19 protein-coding genes are annotated in these 18,650 nt (G+C 65.3%); all 19 read right to left on the reverse strand.

Annotated features, from left to right (window positions below; genetic code table 11):
* Nucleotides 1-257 precede the first annotated feature (257 nt).
* Nucleotides 258-2,369 carry a flagellar biosynthesis protein FlhA gene (flhA, locus tag G372_RS0104395; RefSeq protein ID WP_018864357.1) on the reverse strand — a complete coding sequence of 704 codons (2,112 nt, stop codon included), beginning with the start codon at nt 2,367-2,369 and terminating at the stop codon, nt 258-260.
* On the reverse strand, nt 2,369-3,520 hold the full coding sequence (gene flhB, locus G372_RS0104400; protein ID WP_018864358.1) for a flagellar biosynthesis protein FlhB: 1,152 nt from the start codon (nt 3,518-3,520) through the stop codon (nt 2,369-2,371). Before flhB ends, flhA begins: the two co-directional genes overlap by 1 nt.
* A 1-nt stretch (nt 3,521) precedes the next feature.
* The gene (fliR, locus tag G372_RS0104405) at nt 3,522-4,283 is read right to left on the reverse strand and encodes a flagellar biosynthetic protein FliR (RefSeq protein ID WP_018864359.1); all 762 of its coding nucleotides are present in this window, start codon (nt 4,281-4,283) and stop codon (nt 3,522-3,524) included.
* Between the two features lie 18 nt (nt 4,284-4,301).
* Complete coding sequence (gene fliQ, locus G372_RS0104410; protein ID WP_018864360.1) at nt 4,302-4,571, reverse strand: flagellar biosynthesis protein FliQ; 270 nt, start codon at nt 4,569-4,571, stop codon at nt 4,302-4,304.
* A gap of 12 nt (nt 4,572-4,583) precedes the next feature.
* Nucleotides 4,584-5,351, reverse strand: a complete 768-nt coding sequence (gene fliP, locus G372_RS0104415; protein ID WP_019624265.1) for a flagellar type III secretion system pore protein FliP — start codon at nt 5,349-5,351, stop codon at nt 4,584-4,586.
* Complete coding sequence (gene fliO / locus G372_RS0104420; protein ID WP_018864362.1) at nt 5,351-5,794, reverse strand: flagellar biosynthetic protein FliO; 444 nt, start codon at nt 5,792-5,794, stop codon at nt 5,351-5,353. Before fliO ends, fliP begins: the two co-directional genes overlap by 1 nt.
* 3 nt (nt 5,795-5,797) lie before the next feature.
* Nucleotides 5,798-6,412 (reverse strand): flagellar motor switch protein FliN, encoded by a 615-nt coding sequence (gene fliN / locus G372_RS0104425; RefSeq protein WP_019624266.1) that lies wholly within the window; start codon nt 6,410-6,412, stop codon nt 5,798-5,800.
* Nucleotides 6,413-6,424: 12 nt separating this feature from the next.
* Nucleotides 6,425-7,399, reverse strand: a complete 975-nt coding sequence (fliM, locus tag G372_RS0104430) for a flagellar motor switch protein FliM (protein WP_019624267.1) — start codon at nt 7,397-7,399, stop codon at nt 6,425-6,427.
* An 8-nt stretch (nt 7,400-7,407) separates the two neighbouring features.
* Nucleotides 7,408-7,899, reverse strand: coding sequence for a flagellar basal body-associated FliL family protein (locus G372_RS0104435; protein ID WP_018864365.1), 492 nt, complete (start codon nt 7,897-7,899; stop codon nt 7,408-7,410).
* Between the two features lie 294 nt (nt 7,900-8,193).
* Complete coding sequence (locus G372_RS0104440) at nt 8,194-9,291, reverse strand: flagellar hook-length control protein FliK (protein WP_019624268.1); 1,098 nt, start codon at nt 9,289-9,291, stop codon at nt 8,194-8,196.
* A 65-nt stretch (nt 9,292-9,356) separates the two neighbouring features.
* Nucleotides 9,357-9,809 carry a flagellar export protein FliJ gene (locus tag G372_RS0104445; RefSeq protein WP_018864367.1) on the reverse strand — a complete coding sequence of 151 codons (453 nt, stop codon included), beginning with the start codon at nt 9,807-9,809 and terminating at the stop codon, nt 9,357-9,359.
* A 1-nt stretch (nt 9,810) separates the two neighbouring features.
* Nucleotides 9,811-11,187 (reverse strand): FliI/YscN family ATPase, encoded by a 1,377-nt coding sequence (locus G372_RS0104450; protein WP_018864368.1) that lies wholly within the window; start codon nt 11,185-11,187, stop codon nt 9,811-9,813.
* Complete coding sequence (locus G372_RS0104455; RefSeq protein ID WP_019624269.1) at nt 11,184-11,885, reverse strand: FliH/SctL family protein; 702 nt, start codon at nt 11,883-11,885, stop codon at nt 11,184-11,186. The genes G372_RS0104450 and G372_RS0104455 overlap by 4 nt, the downstream gene beginning before the upstream one ends.
* Nucleotides 11,882-12,895 carry a flagellar motor switch protein FliG gene (gene fliG / locus G372_RS0104460; RefSeq protein ID WP_019624270.1) on the reverse strand — a complete coding sequence of 338 codons (1,014 nt, stop codon included), beginning with the start codon at nt 12,893-12,895 and terminating at the stop codon, nt 11,882-11,884. The genes G372_RS0104455 and fliG overlap by 4 nt, the downstream gene beginning before the upstream one ends.
* On the reverse strand, nt 12,885-14,543 hold the full coding sequence (gene fliF, locus G372_RS0104465) for a flagellar basal-body MS-ring/collar protein FliF (RefSeq protein ID WP_019624271.1): 1,659 nt from the start codon (nt 14,541-14,543) through the stop codon (nt 12,885-12,887). The genes fliG and fliF overlap by 11 nt, the downstream gene beginning before the upstream one ends.
* A 29-nt stretch (nt 14,544-14,572) precedes the next feature.
* On the reverse strand, nt 14,573-14,902 hold the full coding sequence (gene fliE, locus G372_RS0104470) for a flagellar hook-basal body complex protein FliE (RefSeq protein WP_018864372.1): 330 nt from the start codon (nt 14,900-14,902) through the stop codon (nt 14,573-14,575).
* A gap of 138 nt (nt 14,903-15,040) precedes the next feature.
* Nucleotides 15,041-16,414, reverse strand: a complete 1,374-nt coding sequence (locus G372_RS0104475; RefSeq protein WP_019624272.1) for a sigma-54-dependent transcriptional regulator — start codon at nt 16,412-16,414, stop codon at nt 15,041-15,043.
* A gap of 187 nt (nt 16,415-16,601) precedes the next feature.
* Nucleotides 16,602-17,990 carry a sigma-54 interaction domain-containing protein gene (locus tag G372_RS0104480; RefSeq protein ID WP_019624273.1) on the reverse strand — a complete coding sequence of 463 codons (1,389 nt, stop codon included), beginning with the start codon at nt 17,988-17,990 and terminating at the stop codon, nt 16,602-16,604.
* Nucleotides 17,991-18,076: 86 nt separating this feature from the next.
* Nucleotides 18,077-18,610 carry a PilZ domain-containing protein gene (locus G372_RS0104485; protein WP_019624274.1) on the reverse strand — a complete coding sequence of 178 codons (534 nt, stop codon included), beginning with the start codon at nt 18,608-18,610 and terminating at the stop codon, nt 18,077-18,079.
* Nucleotides 18,611-18,650 lie beyond the last annotated feature (40 nt).

Raw genomic sequence — 18,650 nt, forward strand, 5'->3', positions numbered from 1 at the left:
GCTTTTGCGTGCGAACAAGGCGCGGTGACCGCCGTGCAGTCATTCTGCACAAGGGAGCCGCAACGCCGTGCGCGCGCAAAAGCGGCCGAGCCCCTTCGGGGTTGGCACCCCAGGTTCCCCGATCCTGCGTTGCGGCCCTTGCCGGTAGAACCACTACCGGCTGCGCACCGCGCCTTGTCTCGGAAAACCTGGGGTACCAACGCGAGCGTGTACATTGATCAGTGTTTCCCTCTCGTATCCGATCGCTACTGTTCGTCTCAGGCACTCGTGGGGGCTGCCTGGCGGGCCGAGTCTTCCTGACCCACCGTGGCTACCACACGGATCCGCCGATTGTCGGGGATCTCGGTAAAGGCCAGCACCGCCAGGTTGCGCACCGCCCCGCGCAGCCATCCGGCAATCCAGGAGCGGATCTCCGGGGCCACCACCAGGATGGCCGGCTGGCCGCTGGCCTCCTGACGCTGCGCCGCCTCCGACACCGAACGCTGCAGGCGTTCAGCCAGGCCCGGCTCCAATCCCACGGTCTCGCCATTGCTGCCCTGCAGGGACTTATGCAAGAGCTGTTCCAACGATGGGTCCAGCGCGATCAAAGGCAGCTCCTCGTCCGGCCCCACAAGGTCCTGCACGATCGAGCGCGACAGCGCCACCCGGACTGCCGCGGTCAAAACGCCGGGATCCTGACTCTTCACACCCTCCTCTGCCAGGGTTTCGGCGATCGTGCGCAGATCGCGGATCGAGACCTGCTCGGCGAGCAGGTTCTGCAGCACCTTCAGGATCACCGACAGCGAGAGCGTCTTCGGCACCAGGTTCTCGACCAGCTTCGGCGAGTGCCGTGCCAGCTGGTCCAGCAGATGCTGCGCCTCTTCGTGACCAATCAGGCGATGCGCGTTCTCGCGGAACACCTGCGACAGATGCGTGGCGATCACGGTGGAGCAGTCGACCACGGTGTAGCCGGCCCCCTGCGCCTGATCGCGATCAGCCGGATCGATCCACAGGGCGTCGAGGTTGAAGGTCGGGTCCTTGGTCGGCGTCCCCGGCACGGTGCCGAACACCTCGCCCGGGTTGATCGCCAGCTCGCGATCGGGAAAGACCTCGGCCTCCGCCACGGTGACGCCCAGTAGCGAGATGCGATAGGCATTCGGACCCAGTTCCAGGTTGTCGCGGATATGCACCGGCTGCAGCAGGAAGCCGAGTTCCTGGGAGAGCTTGCGGCGCACCCCCTTGATCCTCCCCATTAGCTGGCCATCCTGGGTGCGATCCACCAGCGGGATCAGACGGTAACCGACCTCCAGGGAGACCAGATCCACCGGCGGCACATCGTCCCAGGTCAGGTCGCGGCTCTCGGGGCTGCTGTCCGCGGGCTCGTCGGGAACACGCTCCACCTCCACGGCCTGCTCCCGCTCACGTCGCTGCATCAGGTAGGCCGAGCCCATGGCCAGCGAGGCCAGCCCCAGGAACACGGCATTCGGCATCCCCGGAACCATACCCAGCACCGCGATCACGCCACCGGCCACGTACAGCACGCGCGGGTTGGAGAACATCTGCCCGAACACCTGCTGGCCCATGTCCTGCGTGCTGTTGACCCGCGTGACGATGATGGCGGTGGCCGAGGACAGCACCAGCGACGGGATCTGCGCGACCAGTCCGTCGCCAATGGTCAGCAGCACGTAGTTGGTCGCGGCGTCGCCCATCGACATGCCGTGCTGCAGCGTCCCGATGGTCAGCCCGCCGATGATGTTCACGAACAGGATCAGGATCCCGGCGATCGCGTCGCCGCGCACGAATTTCGAGGCACCATCCATCGAGCCGTAGAAGTCGGCCTCGCTGGCGATCTCCTCGCGGCGCTTGCGCGCCTCTTCCTGGGTCAGCAGCCCCGCATTCAGGTCGGCGTCGATCGCCATCTGCTTGCCGGGCATGGAGTCCAGGGTAAATCGGGCGCTGACCTCCGAGACGCGCCCCGCGCCCTTGGTTACCACCACGAAGTTGATGATGATCAGGATGGCGAACACCACCAGCCCGACGGTGTAGTTCCCGCCCACGACGAAATCGCCGAAGGCCTGGATCACCTGGCCCGCCGCGTCGGTGCCGGTGTGCCCCTCCAGCAGGATCACGCGCGTGGAGGCCACGTTCAGCGCCAGGCGCAGCAGCGTGGCGACCAGCAGTACCGTCGGGAAGACCGCGAACTCCAGCGGGCGCGGCGTATACACCGCGACCATGATCACGACCAGCGACAGCGCGATATTGAAGGTAAACAGGACGTCCAGGGCGATGGGCGGCAGCGGCAGCACCATCATCGAGAGCATCGCGATCAGCAGGATCGGCGCCCCCAGCCCCCACTTTCCGACAGTCCCCAGGCGGTCGAAGAAGGCCATCAGCGGTTCCTCCTGCGGCCGCGCTGCTGCTCCGGATCGAGATAGTCGTCCGGCACCGGCAGGTCATCCGGCATCGCGACGTCCGCATCCGAGCGCTTCAGCTGATAGACATAGGCGAGGATGCGCGCGACGGCGACGAACAGCCCGTTCGGGATCTCCTGGTTCAGGTCCGTGGTGAAGTAGATTGCGCGGGCCACCCGTGGCGCCTCGACGCGAATGATCTTGTGTTCGTCCGCCACTGCGCGGATCGAGGCCGCGACCTCGTCCGCACCCTTGGCCACCAGCTTCGGGGCCGCCATGCGTGAGGCCTCGTAGGTGATCGCGACGGCGTAGTGGGTCGGGTTGGTGATGACCACATCGGCCTTGGGCACCTCCTCCATCATCCGGCGCTGTGCCATCTCCTGCTGCAGCTGGCGGACCTTCTGCTTCACCTCCGGCTTGCCGTCCGTCTCCTTGTATTCGTCCTTCAGCTCCTGACGGGTCATGCGCAGCTGCTTCTGGTGATTCCACATCTGGAACGGCGCATCGATCGCGGCGACCAGAATCAGCGCGGCCGACACCGCGACGAAGGTGCCGAGTGCCAGCTGTGCGGCATGCACGATGGCCTGTTCCAGGGGCTCGTAGCCAAGCATCAGCAACCGGTCCGAGAACATCCACAGCACCGATACCGCGACCCCTGCGATCAGTACAAACTTGGCAAAGGTCTTGCCGAACTCCATCAGCCCCTGCCAGGAGAAGATGCGCTTGAGCCCCTTGAGCGGATTGAGCTTGGAGGCCTTGGGTTTCGCCGCCTGCCAGGAGAAGTTCGCCCCCCCAATCACGATGGGCGCGAGCACCGCCGCCACCATCAGTACCCCAAACAGCGGGAGCAGCGTGCGCAACGTGGCGAAGATCTGTTCCGTGAGATAGGGCAGCAGCAACGAGCTGTCGTAGGCCAGCTCGCGTTCGAAGTCGAAGCGAGCGGCCGTCTGCTCGGCCAGCTGGCCGCCCATCGTCGGGCCGAAGAACGTCATGAAACCGCCGGCCGCCATCAGCACCAGGAACGTCGAAAGCTCCCGGGAACGCGGGACCTGACCCTTCTCCTTCGCCTCGCGCAGGCGTTTCGGAGTCGGCTGTTCGGTTTTCTCTTGTCCGCTCTCGTTCTCGGCCATCCTAGAACCCCAGCATCGCTTGCATCAGGCCAAAGCCGTCGAACAACAGATCGCCGAGACGCTCCGGCAGGCCGGGCATCGTCAGCAGCAGCAGGATGAAACCCATCAGGATCATCATCGGGAAGCCCACCGCAAAGATGTTCAGCTGCGGCGAGGCGCGCGTGATCACGCCCATCGAGAGATTGACCAGCAACAGCGAGGCGACCGCCGGAATGGCGACCAGCACCGCTCCCTGAAACATCACGCTGCCGAATGCGATCAGCGACATCAGCGCCTCGGCATTCAGCCCCGAAGGGGCGACCGGAAGTGTTTCGAAACTGGTCAGCAGCAGCTCCAGCGCGATCAGATGCCCGTTCATCGCCAGGAAGATCAGCGTGGCCATGATCACGAAGATCGTGGAGACCACCGGCACCTGCACGCCCTGCGCCGGATCGACGATCGAGGCAAAACCAAGCCCCATCGACAGCGCAATCACCTCGCCCGCCTGGGTCAGCGCGGAGAACACCATCTGCAGGATGAAGCCCATCACCAGGCCGATCAGGATCTGGTGCACGGTCACCACCACGCCCTCGATACTGATCGGGTCTACCGCCGGCAGCGCCGGCCCCTGCATGGCCACGAAGACCGCGAGCACCAGGGCAAACAGGATGCGCACCGTCGCGGTGAGCTGGTCGCCCCCGAACACGGGCATCACCAGGAGCATCGCCCCAATGCGGGCGAACGGCCACATGACCGCCCCCACCCACACAAGGATCTGATCCATGGCGAGGTTCACGGACGGCTACCCCACCATACCCGGCGCGGCGTCATAGAGCCGCTCCGTAAAATCGATGATCAGTGCCAGCATCCAGTGCCCGGAGATCAGCAACGCGGCAAACATCGCCAGCAGCTTGGGGATGAACGAAAGCGTCATCTCCTGGATCTGCGTCGCCGCCTGCAGCATCCCGATCGCCAGGCCCACGGCCAGGGCCGTCAGCAGCGGCGGCGCGGCCAGCAGGACCACGACCGTGAGCGTCTCGCGCCCGACATCAACCACCATCTCCGGCGTCATCGCGGAATCCCCCTAAACAAAGAAGCTGGTGGCGAGCGTGTTCATCATCAGCGCCCAGCCATCGACGAGGACGAACAGCATCACCTTGAACGGCAGCGAAATAATCAGCGGCGACAGCATGACCATCCCCATCGACATCAGGACCGAGGCCACCACCAGGTCGATAATCAGAAACGGAATCAGGATCAGGAACCCGATCTGGAAGGCCGTCTTCAGCTCGCTGGTGACGAAGGCCGGGACCAGCAGGCTCAGCGGGACGTCATCGGCATCCTCGAATCCGTCGATGCCGTTGATCTCGGCGAACATGCGGATATCGCTCTCGCGGGTATGCGCGAGCATGAAATCACGAAGTGGCTGCACCCCCGCCTGCAGGACCTCCTCGGTCCCCATCTCCTCGTTCATGTACGGCACGACCGCGGTTTCGTAGATCTCCTCGAACACCGGCGCCATCACGAACAGCGTGAGGAAGAACGCCAAGCCGATGAGGATCTGGTTCGAGGGGGTCTGTGTCGTCCCCAGCCCCTGGCGCAGGATCGCCAGGACCACCAGGATGCGCGTGAAGGCCGTCATCATGATCAGCGCTGCGGGCAGCAGCGTCAGCACTGTCATCAGCAGCAGAATCTGCAGCGTGACGGAATAGGTCTCGCCACCGTCCCCGTCGGTGGTTACCGACAGTGCCTCGATGCCCTCGCCGCCGAACTGGCCCCAGGCCAGCCCCGGAAGCAGCAACAGCGCCAGCGCCACAAAGGTGCGCGGCAGGTATCTGAGCCGCCCGACCATCACGTCCGTTCGCCTCCCGCCTCGCGACGGCCGGAGACCGCCCGGCGCAGGGCGCTCGAGAAATCAGGTGTCGCGGTTTCCTCGACATTCACCGGCTCGCGCAGCGTATGGAGGGTTCGCATACCGGAGGGCGCGACCCCGATCAGGACCTGCTCCCCTCCCACCTGGACCAGCATCAGGCGTTCACGGGTACCCACCGAGCGCACCGCGACCAGTTCGATGGCCTGCGATCCCCGGCTCAGGCCACCCTGCGTGCGCCGCAGAATCCAGCCCAGAAGCACGATCGCCACGATCACGATCACCAGACCGCCGATCATCTGCGTCAGGTGAGCGGCGGCCGAGATCCCGCCACTCGCCTCCTCGGCGAGGGCGATCGCGGGCCAGAGCCCCCCTGTGCCGGCCAGTCCGAGGACTGCCAGCGAGCGTAGAAAGCGTAGTTTCATCAGTTACTTGAGCTTGCGGATTCGTTCACTCGGGCTGATCACGTCGGTCAGCCGTATGCCGAACTTTTCGTTGACCACCACCACCTCGCCGTGCGCGATGAGAGTCCCGTTGACCAGCACGTCCAGCGGCTCCCCTGCGAGCCGGTCGAGCTCCACCACCGAGCCCTGGTTCAGCTGCAGAAGGTTGCGGATCGGGATTCGGCTGCGCCCGATCTCCATCGAGATGGTGACCGGTACATCCAGCACCATCTGCAGATTGATGTCTTCGGCCGACATCCCCGCTGACGCAGCCAGCTCCTCCGGCTTCAGGGGTTCAGCGTCCGGGTCGGGCTTGTGCTTGCGCTCCCGCTTTTCCGCCCCGGTCAGCGCATCCACCGATTCGCCCCCAGCAGCGTTCGCCTGCGCCTCGTTCAGCAGCGCGTCCGGGTCCGCCGCCGCGTCGCCGTCGGTCTCCTTCTGCTCGGCCAGCGCCGCGGCCCACTCGTCCGCGAGGGCGTCCTGGTCTTCCTCGGGCGCATCGCCCTCGGCGCCTTCGGCTGTTTCCGTCGTCACATCGCCCTCCTCTTCGGAGGCCCGAGTTTCATCTTCTTTCTTCTGGTCGTCGTCGGTGTCTGCCATGGGTGCAGCCCTCTATCGCTTGATGATGCGATCCGTCACCTGGATCGCATTCATGCCGTCGGATACGCCGAACTTCCCGCGAAACAGCGGGATATCTTCGACTTTCAAGGTCACGACCTCGGGGAGATCGATCGGGATGATGTCGCCCGGCTGAATGTCGAGCAGTTCCTGCACGGTCACTTCGGTCTCGGTCAGGATCGAGCTGATCTCGACCTCGGCATCCTGGATCTCTTCCTCCAGTGCTTTCATCCAGCGCTGATCCACATCCGAACGGTCGGATTGCAGCCCGGTATCGAGCTGTTCACGGATGGGCTCGATCATCGAGTACGGCAACGTGAAATGCAGATTGCCGCCACCACCATCAAGCTCGATATGGAACTCGCTGATCACCACGATCTCGGTGGGCGACACGATGTTCGCGAACTGAGGGTTCACCTCCGAGTTCAGGAACTCGAAACGCAGATCCATCACCGGCTTCCAGGCCTTGGTCATGTCCTCGAAGGCACCCTCAAGGATGCCGTGGACCACCCGCATCTCCATCGGGGTGAAATCACGCCCCTCGATGCGGGTATAAAAGCGCCCGTCGCCGCCGAAGAAGTTGTCGACCAGGATGAACACGAGCTTCGGGTCGAACACGAAAAGCCCCGTCCCGTGCAACGGATGGGCCCGGACAAGGTTCAGGCTGGTGGGGACAAACAGGGAGTGCATGTACTCCGAGAATTTGGAGACCCGAGTCCCGACCACCGAGATCTCGGCCGACCGACGCAGCATGTTGAACAGACGGACCCGCAGATGTCGTGCAAACCGCTCGTTGATCATCTCCAGCGTGGGCATCCGCCCACGAACGATGCGATCCTGCGTGGCGAAGTTGAACTCCCGAGCCTGCCCGTCATTCGGAAACGGATCTTCCGTCTCGATATCGCCGTCATCGACGCCATGCAGGAGGGCGTCGATCTCGTCCTGACTGAGAATGTCCGTCTGCGCCATGGCGGGACCTACTGCATGACCAATTCGTTGAAACGCACCGCTTCCACATCGTGTGGCGCGTCCCGCTCCTCGAGAATCTGTGCAATGGCATCGCGCAGATCCTCCGCCAGGGACTCCTTGCCCTCGCGGGTATTCAGGTCGTCGTAGTGCATCTCACCAAGAAGCCCCAGCACGTCGTTGCGCACGGCCGGCATATGCCGCTCCAGCCCTTCGATCACCTCGGGGTCGGTCGTAACGACGCTCAGCTCGACCCGCAGATAGCGGATGCGGCCGGGCCCGTCGATATTCACCGTCATCGGCTCCAGCCCGTGGTAGTGGCGCTCGGCCGGGCCTTCCTCACTGGCCTCGTCCTCGTCCGCACCACTCGCCAGGAAGAACCACGCCGCGGCGCCCCCCGCGCCGGCGAACACCAGCACCAGCAGGATGACAAGCAGGATCAACCCCTTCTTGCCCTTCTTGCCGGCGCCCTCTTCCTCCAGTTCGACTTCCTTTTCCGCCATTTCCCGCCCTCGAAGTTCTCGCATCCGCCCATGCTGATGGCACAGGCTCACCCTGACTATTGCGTGATGTCATTGCAAAGCCGGTGCCAATATCATTTTTGTGCTTGAGTTCAGTGACTTACAAGACGGTCGATACGGACTGACGGGAATCCAGCGCGTTACCGGGGAAGGGAATCGTCAAGATTCAGCCGCGCCAGCCCCGGTAGAAGACGGGATCTTGGCGGGATGATGGAGCGGGCGGACCGTTACAGGACCGGCGGGCGGCCGGTCCCGGCCCCTGAAGAAAAGCAGCGCTCAGGCGAACAGATCGAGGCGACGGTTCAGGATGGACAGGGTGCTGTCCGCGCCCTGCTCGTCGTCGATCTCTGACTCGTCCGCGTCTTCCGCTGCCACGGCTCCGTCGGCCCGGGCCTGCTGACCCTCACGCTCCTCGGCGGCCTGATCCGACACCGTGGCATCCTCGAGAGTGAGCCCGCTCTGGGCAAGGCTCTCGCGCAGGCGGGGCATCGCGGCCTCCAGTACCTCCCGGGTGACCGGATTGGTGCTGATGAACTGGACGGTCGCCCGATCACCGTCCACATTCAGGCGCACATCCAGCGTCCCCAGCTGCGGGGGGTGCAGCTTGATCTCGGTGCGCCCGCCCTGGGCACGCGCCAGCATGCGGATCTGGTCGCTCAGTTCGCGCTCCCCCCCGGGCTGCAGCAGGCGGGTCAGGTCCAGACGAACCGGGCTGCGCGAAGCCTCGCTGCCTTCCGCGGCCTGTACGTGCGCCGGCAGGATCCCGGCGAGGGGTTCGGCGCGGGCCTGCCCCCGCTGCGCATCACTCCCCTGGGCCATCCACTGCGCCAGCAGCTCGAGGACGTTCTCGCGCGACAACCGGCTGTTCGGGCCAAGCAGATCCGCGGCCGCTCCTTGCCCGTTTGCGTTGCCCTGTGCGGTCGCGTTCTGGCTGGATTCAAGGAACAGCCGCATGACCGCCGCGGGCAGTGGCTTGACCTCGCGTGCGCCGCCACCGTCTTCGCTCTGGCTTGTCCGCGCGACCGGCGCAGCAGGGCGATCATCCACTGCCGGCATCAGCGCGGCCAGCGGCAATTCCTTGCCGCCGGTGTCCATCTCGGCGGCAATCCCATCCTCGTCCATCAACGTCTGGAGACGGACCAGCATCGCCTCCAGGTCGAGCCCGTCGAGTTCCTCCTCGCCGACGCCCAGATCGGCCAGCAACGCCTCGAGCTGTGGCTGAAGGATGTCCAGGAAACTCTGCCCGTCAGCGGTCTTCAGCTCCTTCAGACCTTCCAGGCCCTCCAGGGCCTGCAGGTCTTTGAGGTCACCGCCGCCCCCCAGCAACTGCAGTAGCGGCATCATCCCCTGACCGGAATTGCTTGTCGCGATCATCAATGGATCCTCTGATTCATTGCCCGGCTCACACGGCCGGGCTGGGTATTACCCGTCTCTACTATTCAAGAACCTTGCCAGTCGCCACTCGGATCCTGCGTGCGGGCATGCACCTGCCGTGTCGCCCAAAGGTCCTGTTCGTGCTGACGCCTCCGGTCGGCCTCCCGTTGTTGTTCGGCAACGCGCCGCTCGAGCAGCTTCTCCAGAGACATCACGGCCCGGTGACGGAGCAGCCACTCCTGGCGCGCCTGCTCCGCTTGCGCCCCCGCGGCCTGGGCACGCAGGTCCTGCTGTTCCAGCGCGTGGCGCAGTTGATCCCGCATCCCGGAAAGCCACTTGAGTCGATTCGTATCGTCGGGTAGCGGCGCGCGCAGATACTCCAGCTGATAGCCCTCGAGCTGAGTCCGTTGAGCCTCCACCGCGTCCAGTTGTTGCAGTCGCGTCCCCAGCTGGCGGGTCGCCTCGCTTTCCTCGATGCGTCGCAGACGCAACAGACGCTCCAGCCGCCGAGAGTCCATATCAGGCGCCTCCGGTCAGCGCCAGCAGTTCGTCGCGCGCCTGATCAAACCCGATGGCCTCGTCGCGACCCTGACCAAGGTAGGCCTCGATCCGGTCATGCATGGCCACCGCTTCGTCCAGGTGCGGATCCGCACCCTTGCGGTAGGCCCCCACGGCGATCAGGTCGCGGTTGCGCATGTAGGTCGACGCGAGGTCGCGGAAGCGTCGGGCTGCCCGTTCGTGCTCCGGCGTGATCAGCGCGCTCATCACTCGCGAGACCGACGCCGACACGTCGATCGCGGGATAACGCCCGGTCTCCGCGATCTCGCGCGACAGGACCACGTGCCCGTCGAGGATCGCACGTGCCGCGTCCACGATCGGATCGTTCTGGTCATCCCCCTCGGCCAGCACCGTGTAGAACGCCGTGATCGAGCCACCGCCCACATCCCCGTTGCCGGCCCGCTCCACGAGCTGGGGCAGGCGCGCGAAGACCGACGCGGCATAGCCTTTCGAGGCCGGCGGCTCGCCGATCGCCATCGCGATCTCGCGCGCCCCCTGGGCAAAGCGCGTCAACGAATCCATCAACAGCAGTACATTGAGTCCTCGATCACGAAACGACTCGGCCACGGTCGTGGCCACCCAGGCACCATGCTGGCGCAGCAGCGGCGATTGGTCCGCCGGTACCGCCACCACCACGGTGCGCTGTCGAGACTCCTCGTCCAGGATCTCGTGGATGAACTCGTTGACCTCTCGCCCACGCTCCCCGATCAGCCCGACCACGATCACATCGGCATTGGTATTGCGGGTCATCATCCCGAGCAGGACACTCTTCCCGACGCCGGAACCGGCGAACAGGCCCAGACGCTGGCCCCGTCCGACCGACAGCAGCCCGTTGATCGAGCGAATGCCGACATCCAGCGGCTCCCGTACCGGCGCCCGCTGCAGAGGGTTGATCGGGCGCCCCGAAAGTGGGCTGTGATCACGCGCGCGCAATGGCCCCTTGCCGTCCAGCGGCTGGCCGTTGGCATCGATCACGCGCCCCAGCAGCGCGTCCCCGACCGGGATCTCGCGCTGGGCGTCGAGCGGCTCGATGCGCGCACCGGGCGTCAGGCCCGAGGCCAGCTCTTCCGGCATCAGGAACGTCCGGTCATTCTGGAACCCGACGACCTCGGCCGGAACGGCCATCCCGGTCTCGCCGTGGATCAGTGCGCGCCCCCCCATCGGCAGACGCAGGCCCTCGGCCTCGAAAGTCAGGCCCGTCAGCCGCGACAGCCGACCCTCGGACTGTGGCGGATGCACGCGTTCCAGCCGCCCACGCGACTGCTGCAGGCGATCCAGCAGCCCCGTAGTCAGTTGCTCCTGTCCGCGCTTGCGCAGGGAGTCGAGACGCGAACTCACGACTCCTCCTCCGATCCCGACCCATTCTCGGACGGCATCGAATCGGCAGGATCTACCAGTTCGCCCCAGACCGCCTCAACCGCCTGTTGCAGACGACGTTCAAGCGAGGCATCCACAGACGCGGCGCCGGCTTCGACGCGGCAGCCACCCCGCGCCAAGTTGGAGTCGGCGATCCAGTGCACCCGCGCATCCAGCGACTGCGCATAGTCGTCCAGCAGGGCGCGGTCCTCCGGGTGAACATGCACCCGCACCTCCTGGTGCCGCCCCGGGAGCTGCTCCAGGGCCTTGTGCAGTACCCGTTCGATCAGCTCGGGGCGGGTGGTGAGTTCGGCATTCAGGACCTTGCGGGCCAGTGCGACCGTCAGGGCCAGCAGTTCCGGCTCCAGCTGGTCAGTCGCCTCGGCGAGGGGGTCGGTCAGGCCACCGGCAAGGGACTCCAGGGTAGCGACTGTCTCGCGCAGCTGTTTGTCGGACTTCGCGCGGGCGGCCTTCTCGGCCTCCTGCTTTCCGATCTCGTGCCCCTCGGCGTAACCGACCTCGAATCCGTTCTGACGCGCCTGCTCCTCGATCTCCTCGATCTCGGCAGCGGTAGGCAGCCGGCGTGGCGGACGCAGCCCTTCCTCGCCAATCTCCGGCGGCTCCCAAAGCGATGCATCGGGCTCTTCGAGCTGCGCCTGGGCAACCGGACGCGAGGTCACAACATCGCCTCGCTACCCTGTCCGCCGAGCACGATCTCGCCGTTCTCGGCCAGACGGCGGGCCACCGCCAGGATCTCCTTCTGCGCCCCTTCGACCTCGCTGACGCGGACCGGGCCCTTGGCCTCCAGGTCCTCACGCAGCATCTCGGCCGCGCGCTTGGACATATTGCGGAAGATCTTGTCCTTCAGTTCATCTTCGGCGCCCTTCATGGCCAGCACCAGCGAGTCCGTGGAGATCTCGCGCAGCAGCGTCTGAATACCGCGATCGTCGATGTCGACCAGGTTCTCGAACACGAACATCTCTTCTTCGATGCGGCCGCCAAGATCCGAATCGGACTCCTTGATCGTCTCCATGATCTCGGCCTCGCGAGATCCCTCCATCAGGTTCATGATGTTGGCCGCTGTGCGCACCCCGCCCAGCATCGAGGTCTTGCTGGCGGCATTCCCCGAGAGCTGGCGATCGAGGATCTCGTCCAGTTCCTGCAGCGCCTGCGGCTGGATGCCATCCAGGGTGGCAATCCGCATTACGATGTCGCTCTGCACCCGGGAAGGCAGATATTGCAGTGTGTCCGATGCCTGGTCGGAATCCAGGTGCGACAGGACGATCGCGACAATCTGCGGATGTTCGTTACGCAGCATGTCGGCAATCGCGCGCGGATCCAGCCACTTCAGGGCATCGATCCCTTTGGAATTGCGCCCCAGCAGGATCCGGTCGATGACGCCCGAGGCCTTCTCCCCCAGCGCATTCTCCAGAACGCTGCGCACGTACTCGTCAGCACCCACGCCGAGCGCCGTCTGTTCCTGAACATGCGTGGAAAAATCGTGCAGCGCGGCGTCCACATCGGCTCGCGAGATGCGCTCCATCGAGGCCATCGCGGTCCCGATCTTCTGCACCTCTTTCGGCCCCATGTGGCGCATGACCTCGGCGGCGGCATCCTCGCCGAGGCTCATCATGAACACCGCGGCGCGTTCCGCGCCATCCATCTTCTTGGCTTGCTTGTCAGCGGCCATCGTCACCCAACCAGGTCTTCATTACCTGTGCCACGCGCTTCGGGTCCTCGCGCACCATCTCGCGTACCGCCTCGAGATCCATCTCCTGCTGATCCGGCCCCTTGGGCCCGGTCAGGGCGGCCACGGCCGAGGGCGACTCCGACGGCGCGGCGGCGGCACCTTGTTCCATCTCGTCCGTCAGCGCCCGTGGTTGTTCCGCCCGCGTATCGCGCGGCGGCCGAGCCGTCAACTGCTTCAGTGCCGGGCGCACCACCGTCAGCAGCAGGATCAGCGCCAGCAGCAGGCCTGCGCCGATCTTGACCATCTCGTGGAACCATGCCTGCGACCAGAACGGCACCTCGTCCTCGACCATCTCCTCCACCGGTGCCTCGAACGGTGCGGTCACCACGTTCAGCGTATCGCCACGGGCCTCCGAGAATCCAACCGCCTCGCGTACCAGGGCCTCGATACGCTCGAGCTCCTCCGCGTCGCGGGCCACACTCTCGGTGGCGCCGTCTTCGCCCGCCTGCTCGCGAAAGTCCACAACCACCGCAGTGGACACTCGGCGAATACCGCCCGGTGCCTCGCGGATATGATTGATGCGCCGATCCACCTCGTAGTTGCGGGTGACATTCGCGCTGCGATTGCTCGGCAACGGGGCCGGCGCCACCTCGCCCTCCGGATCTTCCACCGCGCCACCTTCCGGCGGCTGATTCGTCAGCGCCCCGGGGACCCCGGTCGGGCCGCCATCCATTCCGGTGCGCTCGTCCTCGCGCGTCTGCTCCGACCGCAGGGCAATGGTCTCCGGATCGTAGAGTTCCTCGGTGCGTTCCACCTGCGAGAAATCGATATCGGCGTTGACCTGAACGCGCACCTTGTCCGAGCCCACGATCGGTGCGAGCAGGTCATGGATGCGTTCCGCATAGCGCTGCTCGACCTCGCGCGAGTACGAGAGCCGGTCACTATTCCCCATGCCACCGCGATCGCCTCCGTCCTGCGTCAGCAGTCTGCCCCGCTGGTCGACCACGGTCACACTCTCCGGCTCCAACTCCGAGGTACTCGAGGCCACCAGGTGCACGATCGACGACACTTGGGAATCCGACAGGGAACGACTCCCCCGCAGGTGCACGACCACCGAGGCACTCGCTGGGCGGCGATCGCGTACAAATACTGACTCTTCCGCCTGCGCAATATGCACCCGTGCACGCTCGACCGCGTCCAGGGAGGCAACGGTGCGCGCAAGCTCTCCCTCCATCGCGCGATGGAAGCGGGCCCCCTCAATCATGCGGCTGGTACCCAGCCCCGTATCTTCCTGCAACAGTTCGAAGCCCACATCGCCCGAGCGCGGCAGGCCCTCCGATGCCAGCTGCAGGCGGGCCTCGGCCACGTCCCCCTGCGGCACCTTCACCTGTCCGGTGGTGGAATCCACCTCATAGGAGATTCCAGCCTGCGAGAGGGCCTGCACCACTTCCGCCGCTTCCTCGCTTTCCATGCGCGGGAACAGCGGCACATAGGTCGGCCGGAAGGCCCAGTACAGCACGGCCACGATCACCACGATCGCGCCGGCCAGCATGCCCAGCAGCGCAAGCTGGCGACCGGCCGGCATGCCATTGAACTCGCGAAAACCGCCGGTGATCACGGCGGGCAGGGTTTGTGCGTTCTCGGCCATGGGTGCTTATTCTCCGTAAGGTCCCGGCGTCAGACCTGCATCCGCATGATTTCCTGATACGCGTTCAGAAGCCGATTGCGTACCTGGTTCGTCGCCTCGAATGCGAGGCTGGACTTGTTCATCGCGACCATGACCTGCGGCAGGCTGACATTCTCGTCGCCGAGTTCGAAACGGGTCTGAAGATCGCTTGCATCCTGCTGCACTTCATTCACCCCGCGTAGCGAGTCACGCAGCACGTTCTGGAAGTCCGCACCGCCAACCTGACCCGGCTGCTGCGTGGGATTGGTTTGCTCCACGCCCGAGTTCTGGGTCAGCTGGCGCATCTGGGCCAGTACGTTCTGAATCTGCATCTCGCTCATGATTCAACTCCCCTTTTCACCACCACGCGCGGCACGAAAGACGTTTGGCCCTACGCGTGACCGCCTCGTCCGGCAATCGCCCTGTGGGCCCCGGCAGCTTCGCCATAGCAGAAAGCAAGGCCCGTGCCAGTGATCGCCCTAGTTCCCCGAAGAAGGCACCGCGAATCCCGACTCGCGCAGCCGGGCGATCTTGTAACGCAATGTTCTGGGGCTGATTCCCAGTCGCTCCGCCGCCTCCTTGCGACGCCCGCCCGACTCGCGCAATACATTCAGGATGACCCGGCTCTCCTGGGTCTGCAGGGTCTGTTCCAGCATCGGCGTCGAGTTCTCGTCGGCGGGCCGGCAGTCATCGAACTCACCCGTGTCCGATGCCTGACACTCGTGTGTGCCCCAGGGCATCAGCATATCCAGGTCCAGCCAGATCGCCTCCACACCAATGGTCGATCCGCGTGCCGGGTCGTGCAGGGTGACTGCACGTTCCATCACATTCGCCAGCTCGCGAACATTGCCCGGCCAGTCATGCTCGACCAGGCGCCTCTGGGCCGAGGTATCGAGATCAGTCAATGCATTGCCGCTCAACCGACGCAGCAGGGTGCGCGCCAGCGGAACGATATCCTCCGGGCGCTCGCGCAGCGGCGGGATCCAGACGGGGAAGACATTCAGACGGTAGTACAGGTCATCGCGCAGCACGCCTTCGGCCAGGGCCTCGCGCAGGTCGCGGTTCGAGGTGGCGATCACTCGCACGTCGATACGCCGGCTTTGCCGCCCGCCGAGCGGCTCCACTTCGCGTTCCTGAAGCACGCGCAGCAGCTTCGCCTGCAGGTTGACCGGGATCTCGGTGACCTCGTCGAGCAACAACGTCCCGCCATGCGCCTGGACGAACTTGCCCGGCCGCGCCTCCAGCGCCCCGGTGAATGCACCCTTGGCATGCCCGAACAGCAGGGCCTCCAGCATCGTCTCCGGCAACGCCGCGCAGTTGACGGCCTCGAACGGCCCGTTGGCACGCGGCGAACGCGCGTGCACCTGCCGCGCCAGTACCTCCTTGCCCACACCCGATTCGCCGGTCACGAATACCGTGGCCGGGCTCGCGGCAATCCGCGATACAAAGGCATCCAGCAGTTGCATCGAGACGCTCTGCGCCACCATGCGGGGGACCACGATCCCGGGAGACGGCTTGACGACCGAACGCAGCCACTCGGCCATGGGCTCGGCCATGTCGGGGAGCGCGAAATGGGCGGTCAGGCCCTCGCGCAGGGCCCGGATCTCGTCGTCGTGTGCCGCGTCGTGTCCAACGGCGGCGACCGGCACCTGCCCGTTCAGGGCGCTCCAGTCACGCCGAACGCCACGATTCGCCACCAGTACCGCGCGCGGGCGATGCCTCTCCAGCGCATCGGAAAGTTCGTCACCCTGACAGGACTCCAGCCGTACCCTGGGGATCGTCGCCAGCACGCGCACCACCGCCTCGCGCAGCGCGGGTTCCGCATCGACTAGGAGAATGGTCGCTCTGGACATAAACCGGTTCCTCGGAAGTTCGGGAGGCAACCAGCAAGAACCAAGCCAGAACAGACAATAAGGGTGTATTACAAAGACTTAGGGTATATTCCGGATGCTTGCCGTCAATTCATCGTCGGGTCTTAGGACTGCAGGACCATCATTAGATGACGGCTTCCCGACGATGTAGAGTCCGGCGAATGTTCCGTCAGCCCTTGCCCAGTCCGAACTTGCGCATGCGCTCGACCAGCGTCGTACGTCGCATGCCGAGGCGCCGGGCGGCCCGGGCCACGACCTGGCCCGTTTCGTTCAGCGCGGCGACGATCATCTCGCGCTCCAGGTCATTCAGATAGCCGCGCAGGTCGACACCTTCGGGCGGGAGACCCTCGCGCGCCAGTCCCAGCGCCCCATTCGGGACATTGGCGAGCTGGCCATTGGCATCGGCCTGCGGCGGCACGGTCAGGTCATCGATTCCCTCGGGACGGACACGCGGGGGCAGCTGACCGAGGTCCACCGGCAGGTCGGGATACATGATGGCCAGCTGCTCCAGCAGATTCGCCAGTTCGCGGATGTTGCCCTGCCACGGCAGCTGGCTCAGGTGCGCCATCACGGCCGGCGTCAGATGCGCCGGCGTCATGCCCTGCTCCCGCAGCCGGTCCTCCAGCGCAGCCACCAGCGACGGGATGTCGCTGGCGCGCTCGCGCAGCGGGGGCAGTTCGATGGGAAATACATTCAGCCGGAAGAACAGATCCTGGCGGAAGCTGCCTTCCGCCACCGCGTCATCCAGGTTGCGATGGGTGGCCGCGATGATCCGGGCGTTGGTGGAGACCGACTTGTTCGAACCAACCCGCTCGAACACCCGCTCCTGCAGCACGCGCAGCAGCTTTACCTGCATCGGCAGCGGCATGTCGCCGATCTCGTCCAGGAACAGCGTCCCGTCGCCGGCCAGTTCGAAGCGACCCGTGCGGGCGGTAAACGCACCCGTGAATGCCCCTTTTTCGTGGCCGAACAACTCGCTTTCCAGCAGATCGGCCGGGATCGCCCCACAGTTGACGGCGACAAAGGGCTTGTCAGCACGATCGGAGGCCGCATGAATCGCGCGCGCGATGACCTCCTTGCCGGATCCCGTCTCCCCGAGGATAAGCGCGGTCGCATCGGTACGCGCCACCTGCGCGACGAGACGCTTGACCGCCAGCATGGTGGGGTGCACCCCCACCAGACCGGGCATGTCGTCATGTCCTGGCTCGCGCCCGTAGCGCAGCCACTGCAGGACCTGACTGACCTGGGCGATCGACAACGGGTGTTCGACCACGCAACCCGAGCCCGGCGCGTTGACCGTTTCGCCATCGGTTGGCTGAACGACCACGGTGGTCTGGTCGTTGAGACCCTCGAGCAAGCGCGAGTCGAGTTCCGCCCCCGGGCCGCACCACCACACCGCGGCGGCATCGGAACCGCGGTCGAGCAGCGCCTCGGGGCTTTGGTGGGACTCGGTTTCGCAGCCAAGACACGTCAGGATCGCCTGCGTATCGCGGGCTGCGCCGGGTTCACCGGTGAGAGCTATCCGTAGTTCCTGGTCGCGCCCGTTCAGATCCGTCATTCCGGCCACCGCTAGCAGACTGAGTTAACTCATGCAGGGTCTTCGCCAAACCCATACAAATGTGTGATGAGCGTCTCAGTATCGGGCTAGTTGTGACCGCCGTCAACTTTCTGTCGTTTGTCGGCAATCTCGCGTCGGTGAAGCCGGAAGATCCAGCGCCCGAGCGCTTCGCGCAGGCTGTCCTCCATGCCGGTCCAGCGCATCAGCTGGACGTTTCCGGCAGTAGTCGGACTCTCGACACCCAGCACACAAGGCTGCGGCAGGAGACGGCTGAGGTAGATCTCCACCCTGTCACAATCCTCCGGAACGGTGCCTGCCGGCAACACAAGCCCGTGGCGCGACAAAGTCGCCTCCACGGGGGCCGGGCGTTCCGGGTGCAGCGACTCGGCCACCAGATGCAGCAACAGATCGAGCTTGTGCTCCAGGCGCTGGATCTCGGGTGCCGCTTCGTCTTCGTGCGGGACCGAACGCGGATGCGTGTCGTCGAACAGGTCCAGGCTCTCGATCAGACGCTGCGCGAGCCCCGGGTCGGTAAAGGCTCGGTCGGACGGGCCGATCGCGAGCGAGCTGGTCACTCGCAGATCATCCCCCAGGTATTCGCTCCATTCGCTCGCCGTCATCGGACCTCCTGGTTACCGACGGGTCAGGTTCCCGCCGCGC

Source organism: Thioalkalivibrio thiocyanoxidans ARh2 (assembly GCF_000385215.1).
GTDB lineage: Bacteria > Pseudomonadota > Gammaproteobacteria > Ectothiorhodospirales > Ectothiorhodospiraceae > Thioalkalivibrio > Thioalkalivibrio thiocyanoxidans.